Annotated in this window: 20 protein-coding genes and 1 tRNA gene; 14 read left to right on the top strand and 7 right to left on the bottom strand. The window is 70.5% G+C overall.

The annotated features are described in order from the left end of the window. Positions 1-5: 5 nt before the first annotated feature. Positions 6-2,435, bottom strand: a complete 2,430-nt coding sequence (locus WA967_RS12110) for an ATP-dependent DNA ligase (RefSeq protein WP_424422878.1) — start codon at positions 2,433-2,435, stop codon at positions 6-8. Between the two features lie 67 nt (positions 2,436-2,502). Here WA967_RS12110 and WA967_RS12105 point away from each other — a divergent pair, with 67 nt between their 5' ends. Continuing rightward, positions 2,503-3,318, top strand: coding sequence for a Ku protein (locus WA967_RS12105; RefSeq protein WP_424422876.1), 816 nt, complete (start codon positions 2,503-2,505; stop codon positions 3,316-3,318). 3 nt (positions 3,319-3,321) lie between these two features. On the opposite strand, the gene WA967_RS12100 is transcribed toward WA967_RS12105, so the two are convergent. Both WA967_RS12100 and WA967_RS12095 read right to left on the bottom strand, forming a co-directional pair. Further along, complete coding sequence (locus tag WA967_RS12100; RefSeq protein ID WP_424422874.1) at positions 3,322-4,077, bottom strand: DedA family protein; 756 nt, start codon at positions 4,075-4,077, stop codon at positions 3,322-3,324. A 64-nt stretch (positions 4,078-4,141) separates the two neighbouring features. Further along, positions 4,142-4,223: transfer RNA gene (locus WA967_RS12095), tRNA-Leu, on the bottom strand. Between the two features lie 109 nt (positions 4,224-4,332). Here WA967_RS12095 and WA967_RS12090 point away from each other — a divergent pair. Genes WA967_RS12090 through WA967_RS12060 form a run of 7 tightly spaced genes read left to right on the top strand, consistent with a single transcriptional unit; the run spans position 4,333 to position 8,834 of the window. Next, on the top strand, positions 4,333-5,475 hold the full coding sequence (locus tag WA967_RS12090; RefSeq protein ID WP_424422871.1) for a CpaF family protein: 1,143 nt from the start codon (positions 4,333-4,335) through the stop codon (positions 5,473-5,475). Next, positions 5,472-6,329 carry a type II secretion system F family protein gene (locus WA967_RS12085; RefSeq protein WP_424422868.1) on the top strand — a complete coding sequence of 286 codons (858 nt, stop codon included), beginning with the start codon at positions 5,472-5,474 and terminating at the stop codon, positions 6,327-6,329. The genes WA967_RS12090 and WA967_RS12085 overlap by 4 nt, the downstream gene beginning before the upstream one ends. Continuing rightward, positions 6,326-7,264, top strand: a complete 939-nt coding sequence (locus tag WA967_RS12080; protein WP_424422866.1) for a type II secretion system F family protein — start codon at positions 6,326-6,328, stop codon at positions 7,262-7,264. The genes WA967_RS12085 and WA967_RS12080 overlap by 4 nt, the downstream gene beginning before the upstream one ends. Positions 7,265-7,311: 47 nt before the next feature. Further along, a complete protein-coding gene (locus WA967_RS12075) occupies positions 7,312-7,497 on the top strand; it encodes a hypothetical protein (protein ID WP_424422863.1) in 186 nt (61 codons plus the stop codon). A gap of 8 nt (positions 7,498-7,505) precedes the next feature. Then, entirely contained in the window at positions 7,506-7,907 is a 402-nt protein-coding gene (locus WA967_RS12070) for a TadE/TadG family type IV pilus assembly protein (RefSeq protein WP_424422861.1), read from the top strand. After that, positions 7,900-8,403: a TadE family protein gene (locus tag WA967_RS12065; RefSeq protein WP_424422858.1), complete on the top strand. Its 504-nt coding sequence runs from the start codon at positions 7,900-7,902 to the stop codon at positions 8,401-8,403. The genes WA967_RS12070 and WA967_RS12065 overlap by 8 nt, the downstream gene beginning before the upstream one ends. Beyond that, complete coding sequence (locus WA967_RS12060) at positions 8,400-8,834, top strand: pilus assembly protein TadG-related protein (RefSeq protein WP_424422856.1); 435 nt, start codon at positions 8,400-8,402, stop codon at positions 8,832-8,834. Before WA967_RS12065 ends, WA967_RS12060 begins: the two co-directional genes overlap by 4 nt. Before the next feature lie 46 nt (positions 8,835-8,880). Here WA967_RS12060 and WA967_RS12055 read toward each other — a convergent pair whose 3' ends face one another. Beyond that, a complete protein-coding gene (locus WA967_RS12055; protein ID WP_424422900.1) occupies positions 8,881-10,116 on the bottom strand; it encodes an MFS transporter in 1,236 nt (411 codons plus the stop codon). 102 nt (positions 10,117-10,218) lie between these two features. Here WA967_RS12055 and prfB point away from each other — a divergent pair, with 102 nt between their 5' ends. Beyond that, positions 10,219-11,328 (top strand): peptide chain release factor 2, encoded by a 1,110-nt coding sequence (prfB, locus tag WA967_RS12050; RefSeq protein WP_424422853.1) that lies wholly within the window; start codon positions 10,219-10,221, stop codon positions 11,326-11,328. Between the two features lie 6 nt (positions 11,329-11,334). Here the strand turns inward: prfB and WA967_RS12045 are convergent, their stop codons facing one another. Next, a complete protein-coding gene (locus WA967_RS12045) occupies positions 11,335-12,255 on the bottom strand; it encodes a septum formation family protein (RefSeq protein WP_424422851.1) in 921 nt (306 codons plus the stop codon). An 82-nt stretch (positions 12,256-12,337) separates the two neighbouring features. Here WA967_RS12045 and ftsE point away from each other — a divergent pair, with 82 nt between their 5' ends. The 3 genes from ftsE to smpB are packed head-to-tail and all read left to right on the top strand — an operon-like array spanning position 12,338 to position 14,741. Beyond that, positions 12,338-13,312, top strand: a complete 975-nt coding sequence (gene ftsE, locus WA967_RS12040; protein WP_424422849.1) for a cell division ATP-binding protein FtsE — start codon at positions 12,338-12,340, stop codon at positions 13,310-13,312. Further along, positions 13,309-14,223 carry a permease-like cell division protein FtsX gene (ftsX, locus tag WA967_RS12035; RefSeq protein ID WP_424422846.1) on the top strand — a complete coding sequence of 305 codons (915 nt, stop codon included), beginning with the start codon at positions 13,309-13,311 and terminating at the stop codon, positions 14,221-14,223. Before ftsE ends, ftsX begins: the two co-directional genes overlap by 4 nt. Positions 14,224-14,264: 41 nt before the next feature. Beyond that, positions 14,265-14,741: an SsrA-binding protein SmpB gene (gene smpB, locus WA967_RS12030; protein WP_424422843.1), complete on the top strand. Its 477-nt coding sequence runs from the start codon at positions 14,265-14,267 to the stop codon at positions 14,739-14,741. A gap of 12 nt (positions 14,742-14,753) precedes the next feature. Here the strand turns inward: smpB and WA967_RS12025 are convergent, their stop codons facing one another. After that, complete coding sequence (locus tag WA967_RS12025) at positions 14,754-16,280, bottom strand: fatty acyl-CoA synthetase (protein ID WP_424422841.1); 1,527 nt, start codon at positions 16,278-16,280, stop codon at positions 14,754-14,756. Positions 16,281-16,315: 35 nt separating this feature from the next. After that, positions 16,316-18,184: a prolyl oligopeptidase family serine peptidase gene (locus WA967_RS12020; protein WP_424422838.1), complete on the bottom strand. Its 1,869-nt coding sequence runs from the start codon at positions 18,182-18,184 to the stop codon at positions 16,316-16,318. A 113-nt stretch (positions 18,185-18,297) separates the two neighbouring features. Here WA967_RS12020 and WA967_RS12015 point away from each other — a divergent pair, with 113 nt between their 5' ends. Together WA967_RS12015 and metE are read left to right on the top strand one after the other, a co-directional pair. Further along, positions 18,298-19,242 carry a methylenetetrahydrofolate reductase gene (locus WA967_RS12015; protein ID WP_424422835.1) on the top strand — a complete coding sequence of 315 codons (945 nt, stop codon included), beginning with the start codon at positions 18,298-18,300 and terminating at the stop codon, positions 19,240-19,242. An 11-nt stretch (positions 19,243-19,253) separates the two neighbouring features. Then, complete coding sequence (gene metE / locus WA967_RS12010) at positions 19,254-21,566, top strand: 5-methyltetrahydropteroyltriglutamate--homocysteine S-methyltransferase (RefSeq protein ID WP_424422832.1); 2,313 nt, start codon at positions 19,254-19,256, stop codon at positions 21,564-21,566. Positions 21,567-21,578: the final 12 nt, after the last annotated feature.

Genomic DNA, 21,578 nt, shown 5'->3' with positions numbered 1-21,578 from the left:
CCGGCTCAGGACTCCCGGCGCACCTCGTCGGGGGACTTGTCCGCGCGCAGGCCGCGCCACCGCGAATGGCGCAGGATGCCGCCCGGCGACCAGTTCGCGAACTCCACCTCGCCGACCAGCTCCGGCTGCACCCACAGCGCGTCGGATGCGTCAGCGGCAGGCACGCCCTCCAGCGGCGGCTCCGTCACCCGCAGCGGCTCCAGCCGCGCTGTCAGGTCGCGCAGCATCCGGTCGGTGAATCCGGTGCCCACGCGGCCGACGTACTCCAGAACCCGGGTCCCTGAGCCTGTGGAAGGGCCGGGCACGGCCAGCAGCAGTGATCCGATGCCGCCACGCCGGTTGCCCTGCCCCGGTCGGATGCCGACGATCACCACCTCCTGGGTGCGGGTGTGCTTGATCTTCAGCCACGACGACGACCGTGCGCCGGATCGGTAGGCGGATGCCGGGTCCTTGGCCACCACGCCCTCCAGCCCGTACTGCGCGCTCATCCTCAGCGCGGCGTCGAGGTCGTCGAACACCGGCGGCACCTGCACAGGGGCGTCCAGCTCCGAGGCCAGCTGCTCCAGCAGCTCGCGGCGCTGCCGCAGCGGCATCTGCGTGAGGTCGTGGCCGTCGAGCCGCATGAGGTCGAAGAGCAGGTACTGGACGGGCGTGCGCACCACCTCGCGCTCGATCTCGCGGCCGCGGGTGAGGTGCATGCGGTTCTGCAGCCGGGTGAAGCTCGGCAGGCCGCGCGCGTCGAAGGCGACGATCTCGCCGTCGACCACGGCATCGGACGCCGGAAGATGCGGCGCGCCGTCGGCCGTGAGCTCCGGGTAGCGGGCCGTGATGTCGGTGCCGCTGCGGGCGCGCAGCGTCAGCCGCCCGTCCGCCCAGCTGCCGATCGCGCGGACGCCGTCCCACTTGATCTCCGCCCAGTCGTAGTCGCGGGCGAGGCCGGGCGAGCCGGATTCGGAGAGCATGGGGCGGATGGCTGCGGTGCCGGGCATCGCGGGCGTGGAGGCACGAGCGGGCGCTACGGCCGGCGCCGGCGCTCTCGCCGGATGCGGAGCAGCATCCTTCATGCGGTGCAGCAGCCACTGCGACTTCTCGCCCGCGCCCTCCGTGCGGATCAGGGCGAGGCGCACCGAGCCCAGCCGCCCGCCGGCCTGCCCGGTGAACGTGCCGATCACCTCGTCGTCGCGCCACTTCTCCAACTCGACGGTTCCGGCGTCCCACACGGTCATGGATCCGGCCCCGTACTCGCCTCGTGGGATCTCGCCCTCGAAGGAGAGGTACTCCAGCGGGTGCGGCTCGGTCATCACCGCCAGGTGATTGCGGTCGGCGGTCTCGGGCACGCCCTTGGGCACCGCCCAGCTGATCAGCACGCCGTCGCGCTCGATGCGCAGGTCGTAATGCAGCCGACGGGCGTGATGCTCCTGGATCACGAACCTCGGTGCCCCGGACCCTCCGGCGACGGCCGTCCGCGGCATCGGCTCCGGCGTCTTCGCGGCATCCCGTTTGGCCAGGTACGACGTGAGGGCCGTGCTGGGCGGCGAGAGCGAGGCGAGCGGGTCGATCCCGGCATCCACTCGCGCCAGCACTTGGCCGAACTCCAGCTGCCGCAGTTCGGGGTCGTCCAGCTCCTCCCAGGTTCTCGGCGCCGCGACCCACGGCCGAGCGCGGCCGCGCAGAGAGTACGGCGCGATGGTGGTCTTGGCGGCGCTGTTCTGACTCCAGTCGATGAACACCTTCCCGCCGCGCGCGGACTTCGCCATGGTGCGGGTGGCGAGATCGGGGTGATCCGTCTCGATGAGCCGCGCCAGCTCCTTCGCCACCGCCGAGACCTCGTCGCTGGACTGCAGACCCGCGCCCTCGTCGTCGGTGGGCAGGCGCGCATACAGGTGGATGCCCTTGCTGCCGCTGGTCACCGGCATCGGGTCAAGCCCCATGCCGCTCAGGATGCCGCGGGCGATGCGCGCGACCTCGGCGCATTCCGCCAGCCCCGTGCCGGGACCGGGGTCGAGGTCGAGCACCAGCCGGTCCGGTCGCCCGCGCTCGCCGGAGTGCGTGAACCGCCACTGCGGCACGTGCAGCTCCAGCGCCGCGATCTGCGCGAACCACACCAGGGCCGCAGCGTCATCGGCCAGCGGATATTCCTTGGGGCCATCGGAGTGCTGGATCGGCAATCGCCTGATCCAGTCCGGCGCGCCCTGCTCGAGCTGCTTGGTGAAAAAGCTCGACGCAGGAGCATCCGCGGTTCCCACCCCGTCCACCCAGCGCTTGCGCGTGACGGGGCGACCGCGCAGATGCGGCAGCATCACGGGTGCGATCTGCGAGGCGTAGGCGAGGAGCTCGCCCTTGGTCGTGCCGGTGGACGGGTAGACGACCTTGTCGAGGTTGGTGACGCGCAGACGGCGGCCGTCGATCTGCACGACTTGCCCGCTCGCTGCCATGGGGACAGAGTAGCCGGGACGACGCAAGCCCCTGGCCGGAACCACTGCGGCTGGTGATACTTGTGTGATGAGGAGCATCTGGAAGGGCGCGGTGACCTTCGGCCTGGTGAATGTCCCGGTCAAGGTGTATTCGGCGACCGAGGACCACGACGTCCCGCTGCATCAGGTCCATGACGAGGACGGCGGGCGCATCCGCTACCAGCGCGTCTGCGAGCTGGACGGGAAGACCGTCGCCTACGCCGACATCGACCGCGCGTACGTCGACGACGACGGGCAGACCGTCGTGCTCACCAAGACGGATCTGGCAGCTCTCCCCGCGGAGAAGAGCCGCGAGATCGACGTGGTGGAGTTCGTGCCCAGCGACCAGATCGATCTGCTCACGCTGGATCGGGCGTACTACCTCGAACCGGACTCGAAATCCCCGAAGGCCTACGTGCTGCTGCGGCGGACCCTGGAGCAGACCGATCGCACGGCCATCGTGCGGTTCACGCTGCGGCAGAAGACGCGGCTGGCGGCTCTGCGCGTGCGCGGCGACGTGCTGGTGCTGCAGACGCTGCTGTGGGCCGACGAGGTGCGTGAGGCGGCCTTCCCCGCGCTGGACGAGGACGTGCGGATCAGCGCCAAGGAGCTGGAGCTGTCGGCATCCCTCGTGGAGAGCTACTCATCCGACTTCGACCCGGAATCGTTCGTGGATGAATACCAGAAGGAGCTGCGCATCCTGATCGAGGCGAAGATCGAGGCCGGCGAGACCTTCGACGCGTCGGAGGCCTTCGCCGAGGAGGGCGAGGGCGAGGGCGAGGGCGGCGAGGTCATCGACCTGATGCAGGCGCTGCGCGCCAGCGTGGAGCGCTCCAAGGCCGCGCGGGCGAAGGACGCCGGCTGAGCCTCAGTGGATGCCGTCGCCGTTGAGGTCGGGGGCGCGGTCGAACACCTCGGCGTCCAGGGTGAGCGCGGTGGTCTGCGGTGCGCTGGACGCCTCCTTGCGCACCTTGCGGCGCTCGCTGAGGTAGTGCCACAGGGTCAGCAGCGCGCTGCCGGCGACGGCGGCCAGCAGGATCAGGTCGATGTAGTTCTTCACGAACTCGGCGACCGGGGGGATGTAGCCGATCACGTAGCCGAACATGGTCAGGCCGAAGCCCCACAGCACGGCGCCGATGAGGTTGTACAGCGAGTACCGCTTCCACGGCATGTGGCCCACGCCCGCCGCCACCGGCGCGAATGTGCGCACGATCGGCACGAAGCGGGCCAGGATGACGGTCAGCCCGCCGAAGCGCTCGAAGAACGCGTTGGTGCGCTCGACGTTCTTGCGGCTGAACAGGCCGGATTCCTTGCGCTCGAAGATCGCCGGCCCGCCCTTGTGCCCGATGAGGTAGCCGAGCTCACCGCCCACGAAGGCCGCCAGTCCGATCAGCAGCGCCACCACCCACACGTTGACCCCGAACACGCCGTGCGGGAACGTGCCGGTGCTGTGCGAGAGCAGGCCCGAGATCACCAGCAGCGTGTCGCCGGGCAGCAGGAAACCGATCAGCAGACCCGTCTCGGCGAAGATGATGAAGCACACGACCAGCAGCGCCCACGCACCGGCCCAGCCGATGATGTACGCGGGGCTGAGCCATTCGGGCATGAAGCCCGCCGGAGCCATGAAGAGCGTGTGAAGCAAGAGTGTTCCCGTCGGTCGTGATGCGGCGGATGGTGAAGGGGGACAGTGCGGGAGATGGGACTTGAACCCACACGCCCAGGGGCACAGGAACCTAAATCCTGCGTGTCTACCGATTCCACCACTCCCGCGCGTCAGCAAGTCTACTGATCGGCGGCTACGGGAACCCGTACATCTGCCGAACATCCGGCCTGTGGATAACTCTGACGGCGGATCGAGGGATTCTGACATGATTCCCGCGTGAGCCATCCGTCCATCGTCGTCGCCGAGAGGGTGCGGCGCCGTCTGCGCCTCGAGCACACCGATCCCTCCTCGCATCCCGACGAAGCGCGGCACATCGCCCAGACCGAGGTGCGTCGGCACAACGATCAGGCGCTGGCGCGCGGTGAGGCCATCATCGACGACGAGGCCGCGCTGATCCGCGACGTGCTGGCCTCGGTGTCGGGCTTCGGGGCGCTGCAGCCCTTCCTCGACGATCCCGAGATCGAGGAGATCTGGCTGAACGGCCCGGATCGCATCTTCATCGCGCGCGGAGGCACCACCGAGAGGGTGGATCTTCGGCTGACGGATGCCATCGTGCGGGACCTCGTGGAGCGGATGCTGCAGTCCACCGGCCGCCGGGTGGACATCAGCCAGCCGTTCGTGGACGCCTCTCTGCCGGACGGCTCGCGGCTGCACGTGGCCATCGCCGATGTGGTCAGGGGCTCCTGGGCCGTGAACATCAGGAAGTTCCTGCCGCAGCACCGCACGCTGGAGTCGCTGGTGGCACAGGGCTCGGTGCCCGCGCACGTCGCGGATCTGCTGCGCGGATCCCTGCAATCAGGCGGCAGCGTGATCGTCTCCGGCGCCACGCACGCGGGCAAGACCACGCTGCTGGGTGCGCTGCTGGCATCCGTCGCCGGGAGCCAGCGGATCATCACCGTGGAGGAGACGTTCGAGCTGGCGGTGACGGGACCCGATGTGGTGGCGCTGCAGGGGCGCCAGGCGGGCATGGAGGGGACGGGCGAGATCACGCTGCGGCGGCTGGTCAAGGAGGCGCTGCGCATGCGGCCGGACCGGATCGTGGTGGGGGAGGTGCGTGACGCCGAGGCGCTGGATCTGGTGCTGGCGCTCAACACCGGAGTACCCGGCGCGGGCACGGTGCATGCCAACTCCGCCGCCGAGGCGCTGGAGAAGCTCGCCCTGCTGCCGCTGCTCGCGGGACGGAACATCGACCGCGCGTTCATCGCCCCGGCACTGGCGACCTCGATCTCCTACGTCGTGCACTGCCGTCGCGAGCCCGACGGCTCGCGTCGCATCGCCGAGGTGATCGCGCCCACGGGCGAGGTGGCGGCCGGCCGCATCCTCAGCTCGCCCGTCTACCGGATCGGCGGTGACGCATGACGCTGCTCATCGGGGCGCTGCTGGGGGCGGGTCTGCTGCTGTGCGCGTCGCCGTGGCTGTGGCCGCCGCGGGAGAAGCCCGTCCGCGCCCCGCATCGTGGCGGGCTGCGACGGCTGCTGGAGGAGGCCGGGCACGCGCGGGCGTCCACCCACGCGCTGGTCGTGACCATGATCGCGCTGGCCGTGGTCGCCGCATCCGTCGCCTGGCTGGTGACAGGACTGCCGGTGCTGGCCGTGCTCGCCGCGGCGGCGGCGGCATGGGCGCCAGTGCTGTATCTGCGCGGCCGCCGACTGCGACTGCGCAAGGCCCGTCGGCAGCTCTGGCCGGACGTGTGCGACCTGCTGGTGGCGGCCATCCGCGTGGGCCTGTCGCTGCCGGATGCCGTCGCGGGACTGGCCGAGTCGGCGCCCCATTCCGTGCGTCCGGCGTTCGCCGTCTTCGCCCGGGATCTGCACTCCACCGGGCGCTTCGAGACCAGCCTGGACCGGCTGAAGGCCGCTCTCGCCGATCCCATCGCCGATCGGATCATCGAGACGCTGCGGATGGCCAGGCAGGTCGGCGGCACCGAGCTGACCGGCGTGCTGCGGGCGCTCTCCTCCTCGGTGCGGGCGGATGCCGCGCTGCGCGGCGAGGTGGAGGCGAGGCAGTCCTGGATCCGCGGCGCCGCCGTGCTGGGCGCCGTCGCGCCGTGGGTGATCCTGGGCCTGCTGGTGATGCGGCCGGAGGGACGCGACGCGTACGCCAGCCCGGAGGGCGTGATCGTCATCATGGTCGGCGCGGTGGTCTCGCTGCTCGCGTACCGGGTCATGCTGCGCATCGGCCGCCTGCCCGAGCCGGAGAGGTGGTTCGGATGATCTCCGTCACCGACGCCGCCCTGGCGGTCCTGCTGGGCGGGACCTTCGCGCTGGGCGTGCTGGGCGTCCTGTCAGCGCTTCCGCGGTGGGGTGCGCTGCCGCTGGAGCGGCGCATCGCCCCGTTTCTGCGCGACGTCGTCCCCGACGAGGCCCTGCCCACCGGCATCCTCCCTCGCATCGGCGTGCTCCCCGTGCACGGGCGGTCGCTGTGGGAGCGCCTGCGCGGTGTGTTCGAGCGGATGCTGGGCGGCGGGGATGCGCTGGCCCTACGGCTGGCGCAGGCCGGATCGTCCCGCACGCCGGCCTCGTTCCGAGGCCGGCAGCTGGCGTGGGCGGTCGCGGGGCTGGTCGCAGGGGCGCTGCTGGTGGTCGGGGTGGCCATGGCCGGCCGGATGGCTGCGCCTGTCGTGCTGCTCCCGGTGCTGCTCGCGGCTGGTGCGGTGATCGCCTGCGACATGCTGCTGACGGCGCGCGCCAAGGCGCGGCGTGCACGGCTGGCCGATGAGCTGCCCACGACTCTGGAGTTCCTCGCGCTGTGCCTGTCGGCGGGTGAGTCCCTGCTGGACGCGCTGCGACGGGTGTCGGGCATCGGCACCGGCGAGCTCACCGAGGAGCTGCGCCAGGCCGTGCTGGCCGTGCACACCGGATCACCGCTGGCGGATGCGCTGGGGGAGACCGCCACGCGGCTGCAGTTGCCGGGGCTGTCGCGAGCGGTGGACCAGATCGTCGCGGCGCTCGAGCACGGCGCGCCGCTGGCGGGCGTGCTGCACTCGCAGGCCGCGGATGCCAGGGACGAGGCCAAGCGCGTGCTCATCGAGCAGGCCGGCCGGAAGGAGATCTACATGCTCCTCCCGCTGGTCTTCGCGATTCTGCCTCTTTCGGTGCTCTTCGCGGTGTACCCGGGACTCTTCATACTCAGGCTCGGCCTCGGCTGAGCAGCGACCAGGAACGACACAGGAAACCGACACGGATGGATATGCGCATGACGACGCTGAGAAGATGGTTCGCCGCGGGACGAGAGCTCGCCGAGGACGAGCGGGGAGACGTACCAGGCTGGGTGCTGGTCACACTCATGACGGCAGCCTTGGTCGTCGTGATCTGGGCTGTCGCCGGCCCCGCACTGGTGGGCCTCTTCGAGCAGGCCATCTCGCGCGTCTCCGGGATCTGACCTCTCGCATGCCCCGCCCCGCACTGTCGGCCGATGAACGCGGCTCCAGCCCCGTCGAGTTCGTACTCGTCGGTGCGCTGCTGACCGCGCTGGTGCTGGCCGTGCTGCAGCTGGCGCTGGCCATGTACGTGCGCAACGTCGTGCATGACGCCGCGGTCGAGGGCGCGCAGTACGCGGCGCTGGCAGACACCACGCTGAGTGAGGGCGCCGAGCGCACACGTGCGGTCATCGACCGCGCCGTCGGCGCCGCGTATTCGCAGGACGTGTCGGTGGGCAAGGACCGCAGCCTCGGGCACGAGAGCGTCGTGGTGCGCGTGCGCACCAGCCTGCCGGTGCTGGGCCTGGTCGGGGTGCCCTACGGGATGGAGGTGGAGGCGCGTGCGCCTGTGGAATCCCTCGACGATGACTGAGCGGCGGCGTCCGGAGGGCTGGCCTCCTGAGCGGCGTGGCGTCGACCGCCTGCGCGGCCTGTGGGACGACGAGGACGGCACGGCGGTGCTGGAGTTCGTCACCGTCGGGGTGCTGCTGCTCGTGCCGCTGGTGTACCTGGTGCTCACGCTCGGGGCTGTGCAGGAGCAGACGCTGGGCGCAGAGGCCGCAGCCCGGCATACCGCCCGGGTGATCGGCCAGGCTCCGGATGCCGGCACTGCCGCGGTACGGGGCGATGCCGTGCTGCAGAGCGTGATCCGTGAATACGGCATGGACCCGGATGCCGTGGAGGTCAGCATCACCTGCCGTCCCGTCGCCGCCACATGCCCGTCGGCGGGCAGCACCGTGATCGTCACGGTCGCCACGCGGGTGAGCCTGCCGTTCATGCCACCGCTGTTCGGGCTGGACCGGGTCGCCGCGATTCCCGTGCAGGCGGATGCCGCGCAGAAGGTCTCCCGGCTGTGGGGACGCGGATGATGAACTCCCGACGCCTGCGCGCGCTCGCCGCCGATGAGGACGGCAGCGTGCTGCCGCTGATCCTCGGCTATCTGCTGCTGGCCATCTCCGTGATCCTCGTGTGCGTGTGCGCGACCGACCTGTACATCGCACAGAAGCGCCTGGACTCCCTGGCCGATGCGGCGTCCTTGGCCGGCGCCGACGGTTTCAGCCTTCAGGTCCAGGACGGCGGGGTGCGCGCGGAGCTCACCGACGAGAAGGTGCACGAGCAGGCGGATGCCGTGGTCGCGGCCGTCGCCCACGACGCCCGCTTGGTCTCGGCCGTCACCCCCGACGGGGTCTCCGCCCGCGTGACCGTGGCCGCAGTGTGGCATCCGCCGCTGATCTCGCCGTTCGTGCCCGACGGCGTGCCGCTGGAATCCACTGCGACGACCCGCACGGCCCTGCACTGACTCGACCCTTCGACAAGCTCAGGGGCCCAGGAAGTGGACCCGGGGATCAGTCGGGCACCCTGGCGGCCATGCGGGGCAGGTACTTCGGCGTCCAGCGCATGAACCCGGCGGCTCCTGCCACGGCGACGATGCCCATCAGCCCGGTCGCCAGCGACAGCGAGACCAGGGCCGTGATGGCTGAGACCAGCACCGGGGCGATCGCGCCTCCGGCGTCCGTCAGCGTGCGCCAGGATCCCAGGAATGTCGCGGGATCCCGCTCGGGGGCCAGATCCGCACCGAAGGTCAGCAGGATGCCGCTGGAGAGGCCGTTCCCGACGCCGAGTACTGCGGCGAGCAGTCCGTACCAGAGCATCGCCGAATCGAGGTCGTGCGTGAACGACAGTGCGCCGAAGCCCAGGCCCATCAGCAGCAGCGCGGGCATGGCGGCCCAGATGCGTCCGAAGCGGTCCATCACCTGGCCGCTGGCGTAGAACAGTGCGAAGTCGATGGCGCCGGACACGCCCACGACGAGCGAGATGGTCGTCGCGTCCAGTCCCAGCGAGACGCCCCACAACGGCAGGATCACCTGGCGCGCCGAGCGCACCGCCGACAGGCATGCCGCCGCGACACCCAACCGCGACAGCACCGCGCGGTACTCCCACATGGTGCGGAACACACCGCGCTGATCCGCCACCGGGATGGAACCGGTCACCACCTCGCCGGAGTCCTCCGCGACGGCTGCGCCGGTGGGCTTCAGCAGCGCGGGAATGGTGCGCTCGGGATCGGGGCCGAACAGCACCAGCACCACCAGCACGGCCACGCAGCCCAGCAGGAACCAGATGCTGGAGTGCTCGGCGCGCGTCAGCTGGATCAGGCCCGCGGCGACGAACGGACCCACGAAGACGCCGAAGCGGAAGCATCCGCCCAGCAGCGACAGCAGGCGCGCGCGGAACCGGATCGGAACGCGAGTGGTCATGAACGCGTGCCGGGCCAGGCCGAACGACGCCGCGCAGAACCCGAGCAGGAACACCGCCGCCGTCAGCCACGCCAGCGACGGCGCCATCAGCATCCCGACGGCGGCGATCATCGCCGCCAGGCCTGCGTAGACCATGGTGAAGCGCTCGCCGATCTTCGTGACCAGCCACCCGGCGGGCAGGTTCCCGCACAACTGGCCGACCACGAGCATCGCGGTCACCAGTGCCGCCAGCGGCACGTCGGCGCCGAGGTGCGTGGCGAACACCGGGATCAGCGGGATGACCGCTCCCTCGCCGAGGGCGAACAGCACCGTGGGGATGTAGACCATCGGTCCGAACTGCCTGATGATCCTGCCCGCGCTGTCGCTCACATCCTCACGCTATCCCGCCCCGCGCGGAACCGCTCGCAGGGCGCGATAGGCTGGACTGCCATGTTCGAACTCGATCTCTCCGCCGACATCCAGGCGCTTCGACACACCTTCGGCGACATCCGCGAGGTCGTCGACGTCGACTCCCTGCACGCGGACATCGCGCGCCTCAGCCAGGAGGCCGGTGCTCCCGACCTCTGGGACGACCCCGAGAAGGCGCAGAAGGTCACCAGCGCGCTCAGCCACAAGCAGGCCGACCTCAAGCGCGTCACCGACGTCGAGCGCCGACTCGACGACCTCGAGGTGCTCGTCGAACTCGCCAACGAGATGCAGGACGACGACTCCGCCGAAGAGGCGCGTCGCGAGCTGGCCGGGCTGACGGACACGATCAACCAGCTCGAGGTGCAGACCCTGATGGACGGCGAGTACGACGAGCGCAACGCCATCATCACCATCCGCTCCGGCGCCGGCGGCGACGACGCCACCGACTTCGCCGAGATGCTCATGCGCATGTACCTGCGCTGGGCCGAGCAGCACGGCTACCCCGTGAAGGTCATGGACACCTCCTACGCCGAGGGCGCGGGCATCAAGTCGGCGACCTTCGAGGTCACCGCCCCCTACGCGTTCGGAACCCTGTCGGTCGAGGCCGGCACGCACCGCCTGGCACGCATCAGCCCGTTCGGCTCGGCCGACAAGCGGCAGACGTCCTTCGCGGCCGTCGAGGTCATCCCGCTGATGGAGGAGGCCACCGAGGTGGACATCCCCGAGGGCGACATCCGCGTCGACGTGTTCCGCTCCTCGGGCCCCGGCGGCCAGTCGGTCAATACCACCGACTCCGCCGTGCGCATCACGCACCTGCCGACCGGCATCGTCGTCTCGATGCAGAACGAGAAATCGCAGATCCAGAACCGCGCGGCAGCGATGCGCGTGCTGCAGACCCGCCTGCTGCTGCTGCAGAAGGAGGAGGAGGCTGCCAAGAAGAAGGAGCTCGCGGGCAACATCACCGCGAGCTGGGGCGACCAGATGCGCTCCTACTTCCTCTACGGCCAGCAGCTGGTCAAGGACCTGCGCACCGGCCACGAGTCCGGAAACCCCGACCGGGTGTTCGACGGCGATCTCGACGACTTCATCTCTGCCGGCATCCGCTGGCGCAAGCGCAAGGAAGAGGACTGAGCGCGCTCAGCGCGCCGCACCGGCCAGCGTGCCGGTGACCTCGGACCAGCCGTCGTAGACGGTGCACTGCACCATGCGATCCCCGGAGTCCCAGCTCTCCTGGCTGGGCCAGTAGCCCGAGAGGCTCAGCGCGGACTCCTCGTACGGGACGCCGACGAAGTCCGCGAACGCGCTGCGGCAGGCTGCTTCGGCCTCGGCCTCCGTGTCGCCGTCACCGGGGAACTCCTGCTGGATCATGTCGTACTCGTAATAGACCTCCTCGCCGTGCGGGGTGTCGCAGGGGACGAGCACCACTCGGCCGTTCTCGTCGTAGTACGGCTGGTCGCTCGCGAGGCAGTCGCCCACCTCGACCTCCCACCACTCCACGGTCTGAGCGTCGACGGGCGCGGAACTGGAAGAGTCCACCGGACCGGGCCAGTCGCGGGACATGCCCTCGCTGATCCCCGTCAGCGTCGCACCGACGAAGGAGACGACCAGCACGATGCCCGCGACCACCAGGCCCAGCACCGAGACGATCAGGCCGGTGATGCCCGGCCACTTCACGCCCGGCCGCACCAGGGCGACGATCGACAGCACGATCCCGGCGACCAGCACGAGGGCTCCGAACGCAGCGAGCAGCGGGACGAACGCCAGCACGGCGCCCACGACGGATGCCGCAAGCGCCACCCAGCCCAGCGGGGAGACGCCGGGGGCGGTGGCAGAGGCGGAGAGGGGATGGCCGGATGCCGCGGGCGGGCCGTACGCGCCGCTCATGGCCCATGGCGGTGGACCGGCAGGCGACGGCGGTGTGAAGCCGGACGGCGGGGTGAACGTCTGAGCGGGTGGGTTGAACGGCTGCGGGGGAGCGACGTGCTCGGTCCATCGGGTGCCGTCCCACCAGCGCTGATGCCCGGATCCGTCGTCGTACCAGCCTGCGGGGATGCTCATGGCTCATCATGGCACGGGCGGATGACCTCAGGCGAGTGTCGCTGAACGCGCCTCGGCGGCGCGCATCTAGGCTCGAATGGCCATGATCCGGTTCGAGAACGTCACCAAACGCTATCGCGGCACCAAGCGACCCGCCCTCTCCGACGTCGACTTCAATGTCGAGGCCGGTGAGTTCGTGTTCCTCGTCGGGGCATCGGGCTCCGGCAAGTCGAGCTGCCTGCGACTCATCCTCCGCGAGGACGTGCCCACGACCGGCCGCGTCGCCGTGCTCGGGCGCGATCTGCGCTCGCTGGCCAACCGCAAGGTGCCGTACTTCCGGCGCCACGTCGGCTCGGTCTTCCAGGACTTCCGGCTGCTGCCGTCGAAGACCGTGTACCAGAACGTCGCGTTCTCACTGCAGGTCATCGGCACCTCGCGCGGGTTCATCCAGCAGGCCGTGCCCGAGGCGCTGGCGCTGGTCGGACTCGACGGCAAGGCGAAGCGCATGCCGCACGAGCTCTCCGGCGGCGAGCAGCAGCGCGTGGCCATCGCCCGTGCGATCGTCAACCGGCCCAAGGTGCTGCTGGCCGACGAGCCCACCGGAAACCTCGACCCCGCGACCTCGGTGGACATCATGCAGCTGCTGACGCGGATCAACGCCGGAGGCACGACCGTGGTCATGGCCACGCACGAGGCGGCCTTCGTGAACCAGATGCAGCGCCGCGTCATCGAGCTCAAGGAGGGCGTGATGGTGCGCGACGAGGTCGGCGGCGGGTACGGCGACACCTCCGGCATCCCTCGTCTGCAGCCGGAGGCCGTCCCCGGCGCCGCCGCTGCGGCGGCCCTCACCGCCGTGCAGGAGGTGCAGCGCCAGACCACCGCGGTGCCCGTCGTGGGCCCGGATGTCGTCCAGCCCCCGCGTCCGCCCGCGGAGCCGCCGGCGGAGGAGACGGATGCCCGGGCCGCGGGTCCCAGGACGAACCCGATCGTCCTCCCCGACGTGAAGGTCGACGAGCTCGGAGTCGCCGATCGGCTCGGTCTCTCCGACGATGACGAGGAAGTGGGTCCGACCTCATGAATCTCGGACTCATCATCGGCGAGGCCCTGCTGGGCCTGCGCCGGAACCTCTCCATGGTCATCTCGGTGGTGCTGGTCACGTTCGTCTCGCTCACGTTCGTGGGCGCGGCCGTGCTCATGCAGTCGCAGATCAGCACCATGCGCGGCTACTGGGGCGAGAAGGCGGAGGTCACGGTCTACATGTGCTCGCCGCTGTCGACCAATCCCACCTGCGTCGGCGGCGAGGCCACCGAGGAGCAGATCGACAAGGTCGAGCAGACGCTGAAGGGCGATGCCCTGGCGCCGCTGATCAGTCAGATGCGCAAGCAGTCCAAGGAGGAGGCGTTCAAGGACATCGTCGCCCAGCTCGGCGCCGAGCAGGCCGATGTCATCGGCGTGGAGAACACCTCGGTGGACTTCCGCGTGACCATGAAGGACCCGCAGCAGTCCGAGGTGATCACCGAGGCGTTCTCCGGCCAGCCCGGCGTGGATGCCGTGAAGGATCAGCGCAAGCTGCTGGATCCGCTGTTCTCCGCGCTCACCGTCGCCACCTACATCGCCGTCGGCGTCGCGGCGCTCATGCTGATCGCCGCCGTGCTGCTGATCTCCACCACCATCCGGCTCTCCGCCTACGCCAGGCGCAAGGAGATCGGGATCATGCGCCTGGTGGGCGCCTCCAACGGCTCCATCCAGACGCCGTTCGTGTTGGAGGGCGTGTTCGCAGCCTTCCTCGGATCGGTGCTCGCCAGCGCTGCGGTGCTGGCCGGAGTGCACTTCGGCGTGGAGGGGTACCTGGCCGACCGGGTGCCGTTCATGCGCCCACTGGTGGACATGCAGGATGCGATGTTCGTCGTGCCCGTGCTGATCGGCATCGGCATCCTGCTCTCCGCGCTGTCGGCAGGATTCGCGATCCGTCGCTGGCTGCGCACCTGACCCGATAGACTGATGGGCTGTCCCATCGTCAGGAGAACAACATGCCCAGGGAACGCGGTGAGAAGGTCATCGCGACCAACCGTCGCGCGCGTCACGACTACAACCTTGAGAAGTCGTACGAAGCCGGCCTCGTGCTCACCGGCACCGAGGTCAAGTCGCTGCGCCAGGGGCGCGCCAACCTCAGCGACGGCTACGCGTACATCAAGGGCGGCGAGGCGTTCCTCGACGCCGTGCACATCCCGGAGTACTCGCAGGGGCACTGGACCAACCACACGGCCAAGCGCATCCGCAAGCTGCTGCTGCACCGCGACGAGATCCGCAAGCTCGAGCACGCCGTCTCGGCGGGGGGCTACACGCTGATCCCCACCCGGCTGTACTTCTCCGACGGACGCGCCAAAGTCGAGATCGCCCTGGCCAAGGGCAAGCGCGAGTACGACAAGCGCCAGACGCTGCGCGAGCGCCAGGACACCCGCGACGCCGAGCGCGCCATGCGCACCCGCAACCGCCTGGGGGAGTAGTCGTCCCGGCGGTCAGGCGTCGCGCAGCTCCCGCTTGAGGATCTTCCCGCTCTGGTTGCGCGGCAGCGCGTCGATGAAGCGCACCGCCTTGGGGACCTTGAACGATGCGACCCGCTCCTTCACATGAGCGATGATCTCAGCCTCCGTGACGGTGGTGTCGGGCTTCAGGACGACGCACGCCAGGATGGCCTCGATCCACCTCTCGTCCGGAACGCCGATCACGGCGACCTCCGCGACCGCCGGATGCGTGTAGACGGCATCCTCCACCTCTCGGGATGCCACCATGATGCCGCCCGTGTTGATCGCGTCCTTGATGCGGTCCACCACCGTCAGGTAGCCGGCCTCATCGCGGACGACGAGATCCCCGGAGTGGAACCATCCGTCGCGGAACGCCTCGGCGGTCTCGTCGGGCTTGTTCCAGTACCCCTGTGCGAGCTGGGGCGAGCGGTAGAGCACTTCGCCCGGTTCGCCGTCGGGCACGTCGTGGCCGTTCTCGTCGACCACACGAGTCTCCACGAACAGGATGGGGCGTCCCGCCGACGCAGGGCGCTCCTCGTGCTCCTCGGGGCGGAGCACGGTGGCCAGCGGGCCGATCTCGGACTGTCCGAAGCAGTTGTAGAAGCCGAGGGCCGGGTAGCGCTCGCGCAGCCGGTTCAGCACGGTCACCGGCATGATCGATGCTCCGTACTGGGCCTTGACGAGAGAGGAGAGGTCGGCGGCATCCAGGTCGGGGTGGTTCGCCAGCGGCACCCACACGGTCGGCGCCAGGAAGAGCGACCCGATGCGCTCCTCGGCGACGGTGCGCAGGATGCGGGGGATGTCGGGCGCGGGGAGCAGCCGGATGGTCGCTCCGATGGCGAGGTAGGGGAGCATGAACACGTGCATGGCCGCCGAGTGGTACAGCGGCATGCAGATCAGCGGCGCATCGGCGGGAGCGAAGTCGAGCGCGACGATCACCGCCGAGTACTCGGCCACGAGCGCGGAGTGGGTGAGCATCGCGCCCTTGGGCTGCGAGGTCGTCCCCGAGGTGTACAGCAGCTGCACGAGACTCTCGCCGTCGACATCCGTCGGCAGCACCATGGCATCGCCGCTGCGGGCGCGGGCGAGGAAGGATCCGTCGTCGTCTCGCAGCGGGGCCACGATCTCCACGTGCGTGTCAGCGCGCACCGCGTCGAAGTGCTCCCGCAGCAGCGGGTCGACCAGCGCCGCCCTGGCTCCCGACTGCTCGATGAGGTACGCGAGCTCGGCGCCGTGCAGCGCGTAGTTCACCGGCACGTGCACGAGGCCCGCCCGGGCGATGGCGAGGAACGCGATGACATAGGCGTCGGAGTTCGTGCCGTAGGTGACCACCCGCTCCCCGGCACTGAGACCCTGGCCGCGCAGATCGGCGGCGCCGCGGGTGACGGCGTCGTCGAGCTCGCGGTAGGTCCACTCGCGCTCCTCGAAGCGGAGCGCGATCGTGTGCGGCGCGCGTGCGGCGCTGCGCCGAAGGACGCCGTCGACCGTGTTCGTGCGCCAGGGCTGGGGAGTGGACATCATCGTCATGATCCTCACGGTAGTCCCGTTCGGGGCGTTCAGGCGGGCTCGAACCCGAAGGTGCGCCCGAGGAAGGCGAGCTCGGCCTCGAGGGACGCGATGATGGTCTCCGCACGGCGGAAGCCGTGGCCCTCTCGCTCGAACTCCAGGTACTCGTGCGGGATGCCGCGGGCGGCCAGCGCGTCGCGGATGACCTGCGACTGCGATGGCGGCACCACCTTGTCGTCCGAGCCCTGCTCCAACAGCACCGGCACGTCGATGCGGTCCGCGTGCGTGAGGGGCGAGCGCGCGATGTACACGTCCTCGGCCTCGGGCAGCGGGCCGACGAGCCCGTCCAGGTAGGACTTCTCGAAGTCGTGGGTGTCGGAGGCCAGCATCCGCAGGTCGGCGACACCGTACCGGCTGATGCCCGCGGCGAACGCCCCGCCGCGCACCAGCGCGCTCAGCACCGTCCAGCCGCCGGCGGAGCCGCCGCGGACGGCGATGCGCGCGGGGTCGGCGAGCCCCGCATCCGCCAGGCCCCGCGCGGCAGCGATCACATCGTCGACGTCGACCACGCCCCACTGGCCGTTCAGCCGCTCGCGATAGGCGCGGCCGTAGCCGGTGGAGCCGCCGTAGTTCACGTCCAGCACGCCGATGCCGCGGCTGGTCCAGTAGGCGTAGGCGGCGGAAGCGGCACCCGAGACGTGCGCGGTGGGACCGCCGTGCACCATCACGAGGTACGGCGGCTTTTCGCCCGCGGGTGCGACGTGGTCGGGATTCGTGGGCGGATAGTCGAAGGCGTGCACCTCGCCGTGAGGGCCCTCGAACGTCACCGGGCGGGCGATCGGGACCCAGCGCGCATCGATGCGTTCGCCGCCGCGGATGGCAGTGATCTCGCCGGAGTCCGCATCCACGCACCACAGCCCGCGCTCGACGTCCGCGCCGGATCCGGAGATCAGCACCCGCGTGCCCTGGACGTCGCAGATGCTCGCCTCGGCGGTGACCGGTACGTCCAGGGTCTGCGCGTCGCCGGAGCCCGGATCGATCAGCACGATCTCGTCGGAGCCGTTCGTGCGCACCGCCACGATCCGGCCGTCGGCCAGCACCCCGTACCAGCGCTGGCCGAGCACCCACAGGCCGCCGCCGGTGTCGGCGTCCGCCGGGGCGACCTGCTCGGGCCAGGCCTCCAGCGCCAGATCGTCGAGCGCGGCACGGTGCAGGTTCCAGCGCCCGTCGGGGTCGTCCAGATAGAGCAGCTCCCCGTCCGAGACCCACTCCGGCTGCAGCGCGGCGTGCGTGTTGACGCCGGTGATCGTGTCGTCACCGCCGGTGTGGATGAAGCGCAGATTCGCCTGCTCCCACGGCATCCGCCTGCCGGACCATTCCACGAACGCCAGCCGCGTGCCGTCGGGGGAGAGCGCCGGGTGCGCGAAGAACGCCGAGCCCTGGATGAACACGTGCACGGCCGCATCGTCGTCGGCGGCCGATCCATCCAGCGGGATCTCCACCAGTCCGCGCCGGTGCGGCTCGGACCGCAGATCCTCGCGCACCGCGAACAGCCGTCCCTGCTGAAGCGTCAGCCCGCCGTACTGCGCCCCGGGCGCCGTCAAGGGCTCGGGGACGCCGTCGCGCGGCATCCGGTGCACGCGCTGGGACGCGCCGTCGACGAAGTACAGGGTGCCGACGGCATCCGCCGTCCAGGCTCCGCCGCCGTATTCGTGCACGCGCGAGCGCGCGCTCCACGGGGAGGGAAGGACTTCCTCACCCGACGAGCTGCGCACGGTGACCCGGCCGCCCTCGGACGGCACCGACTCGCCCCACCAGATCTCGTCGCCCACGAAGCGAGCGCCATCGATGCGGGGAGCGGATGCCGACACGTCGGCGGCGGAGAACGGTGAGGGCCAGGAACCGTAGGGCGTGCTCATCCTCCGACCCTATCCGCGGCCGCGCATCGACACACGGCGTCACACAGTGTGCGCCGGGCGACGCCCGCGTTCTACCGTGCATTCACACCCCGATCTGCGAAGGAGACGCACCGTTGCCCTGTTGTACGCCGTTCTCCTTCGAGCTCTATCCGCCGCGCAGCGTCGCCAGCGCGCAGGCGCTGCACGACACCATCGACCGCCTCGCCGCGGCCGGGCCCGACTTCCTGTCGGTCACCTACGGCGCGGGCGGATCCACAGGCGGGCGTTCGCTGGAGGTGCTGCGCTACATCCGTGCGCACACCCGCGTCGAGCCTCTCGCGCACCTGACCTGCGTGGGGAACACCTACGCAGGAGCGGCACGGCTGATCCGGGAGTTCCTGGATGCCGGCATCCTCAGCTTCCTCGCGCTGCGCGGCGACCCTCCCGCCGGCCACGACGAGAGCGAGCCGTTCCTGGGTGATCTGGAGAGCTCCGCGCAGCTGGTGCAGCTCATCGACCGTGTGCAGGCCGAGCGGGCCCCCTACGAGGAGTCCCCGGTTCCCGGCAACCCCGGTGCCGTGCGCGTCGCTCCGCGCCGCCGGGTGAGCATCGCCGTCGCCGCGTTCCCCAACGGACACCCGCGTTCGGCGTACAGCAGCCAGCACGTCGACGCACTGCTGGCCAAGCAGGCGGCGGGCGCCACGCTCGCCATCACGCAGCTGTTCTTCCATTCCGATCACTATCTGGCCTTCGTCGAGCGCGCCCGTCGTGCGGGCGTGACGATCCCGATCCTGCCCGGCATCATGCCGATCACCTCGCCCGCCCGCCTGAACCGCGTGTTGCAGCTCACCGGCGAGGAGTTGCCGGGCGAGCTGTCCATCGCCCTCGAGGTCGAGCCCACAGTCGAGGGCCGCAGACAGATCGGCGTCGAATGGGCCGCCGAGCTCGCCCGCGCCGTCGTCGCAGGCGGCGCGCCCGGCGTGCACCTGTACGCCTTCAACCAGCATGAGACCGTGCTCGACGTCCTCGCTCAGGCCGGCATCCTGACCGAATCCTGTCTGTCCCCAGCCACGAAGTAAAGGAAACACCCATGACCGCTTTCCCCGCCGGGACGATCCTCGGCTACCCCCGCATCGGGCGCCGCCGCGAGCTGAAGAAGGCCGTCGAGGCGTTCTGGGCGGGCCGCATCGACGAGGCAGCTCTCGAGACCACGGCCGCGGGACTGCGCGCCGCCACCCGCGAGCGTCTGGCCGAGCTCGGCCTGGGGCGTGGGGACTCCGCCATCCCGGAGTCGTTCTCGTACTACGACCAGGTGCTGGATGCCGCCCTCACGGTCGGCGCCCTCCCGACCCGCTTCGATGACCTGCGCGACGCCGATGGGACGATCGGCCTGCCGGCGTACTTCACCGCAGCCCGCGGCGAGGGCGACCGCGCCCCGCTGGAGATGACCAAGTGGTTCGACTCCAACTACCACTACCTGGTGCCCGAGATCGGACCTGAGACGGTGTTCTCGCTCTCCAGCTCCCGCCTCGTGGACCAGGTCGCCGAGGCGGCTGCCGCAGGCTTCCGCACCCGTCCGGTGATCGTGGGCCCCGTCACGCTGCTCGCGCTGGCGAAGGCCTCGGACGACGCGCCCGAGGGCTTCGACCCGCTCTCACGACTGGATGACGTCGTGGCCGTGTACGTCGAGCTGCTGGCGAAGCTGAAGGCCGCCGGCGCCGACTGGGTGCAGCTGGATGAGCCCGCGCTGGTCAGCGAGTCGCTGCCCGCCACCACCGCGCAGCTGGCGGATTCCGCACAGCGTGCGCTGGCCGTGGTCGGCGGCGCCGCTGAACGCCCGCAGATCCTCGTCGCGGCCCCGTACGCCGCGCTCGGCGAGGTGCTGCCCGTGCTGGCATCCGCCCCGATCGAAGCCATCGCGATCGACCTGGTGCGCGGCGCGGTGCCGGAGTCGCTGCCCGACCTCGCCGGGAAGACGCTCGTCGGCGGCGTGATCGACGGCCACAACATCTGGCGCGGCGACCTGCGCGGCGCGTTCGACAAGCTCGCGGCGCTGCGCTCCCTCGGCGCTTCTGCCGTCTCGGCCTCCACCTCCACCTCGCTGCTGCACGTGCCGCACGACGTGGCCGACGAGACCAGACTCGACGCTCGCCTGGTGTCGTGGCTGGCCTTCGCCGACCAGAAGGTCGAGCAGGTCGTCGCTCTCGCACGCGGCCTGGTCCAGGGCCGCGCGGCTGTCGCCGCTGATCTGGATGCCGCGACCGCGGCCCTCGCCGATCGCCAGGCGGCCCCCGGCGTGCGTGACGGCGCGGTGCGCGCCCGCGCGCTGGGCGAGGCCGACTTCTCGCGAGTCTCCTATGAGGAGCGCGAGGCCGCGCAGCTCGCGCTGGACCTGCCCGCCCTGCCGCTGACCACCATCGGCTCCTTCCCGCAGACCGGCGACATCCGTCGTGCCCGCGCGCAGTTCACCCGCGGCGAGCTTCCCCGCGACGACTACGAGGCGTTCCTGCGCACCGAGATCGACCGCGTCGTCGCGCTGCAGGAGGACCTGGGCCTCGACGTGCTCGTGCACGGCGAGGCGGAGCGCAACGACATGGTGCAGTACTTCGCCGAGAACCTCGACGGCTTCGCCGTCACCGAGAACGGCTGGGTGCAGTCCTACGGCTCTCGTGCCACCCGCCCCTCGATCCTGTGGGGCGACGTGTCGCGACCAGCGCCCATCACGGTCTCGTGGTCGGCATACGCGCAGTCGCTGAGCACCAAGCACGTCAAGGGCATGCTCACCGGCCCGGTCACGATCCTCGCCTGGTCGTTCGTGCGCGACGACCAGCCACTGGGCGAGACCGCGAACCAGGTGGCGCTCGCGCTGCGCGACGAGATCACCGACCTCGAGGCCGCCGGCATCGCCATCATCCAGGTCGACGAGCCGGCGCTGCGCGAACTGCTGCCGCTGAAGAAGGCCGACCAGCCCGCGTACCTGGAGTGGTCCGTGAACTCGTTCCGCCTGGCCACCGGCGGCGCAGCGGCGCCCACGCAGATCCACACGCACCTGTGCTACTCGGAGTTCGGCGTCGTCATCGACGCCATCCGCGCGCTGGATGCCGACGTGACGTCGATCGAGGCCGCCCGCAGCCGCATGGAGGTCGTCGCGGACATCGCGAAGCACGGCTTCGACCACGGTGTCGGTCCCGGCGTCTACGACATCCATTCTCCCCGTGTGCCCAGCGTCGCCGAGGTCGAGTCGCTGCTGCGCCGCGCGACCTCCGAGTTGCCGCTGCGCCAGTTGTGGGTCAACCCGGACTGCGGACTGAAGACCCGCGGCTATGACGAGACCGTCGCCTCGCTGCGCAACATCGTCGAGGCCACGCACCGCGTGCGCGAGGACGTGAACGTCCCGGCCTGACCCGCGTCCGAA

Origin of the sequence: Microbacterium sp. (assembly GCF_049650565.1) — a bacterium.
Classification (GTDB): domain Bacteria; phylum Actinomycetota; class Actinomycetes; order Actinomycetales; family Microbacteriaceae; genus Microbacterium.
The sequence above is the reverse complement of the archived record's forward strand: the minus strand, read 5'-3'. Positions and strand labels throughout refer to the sequence as shown.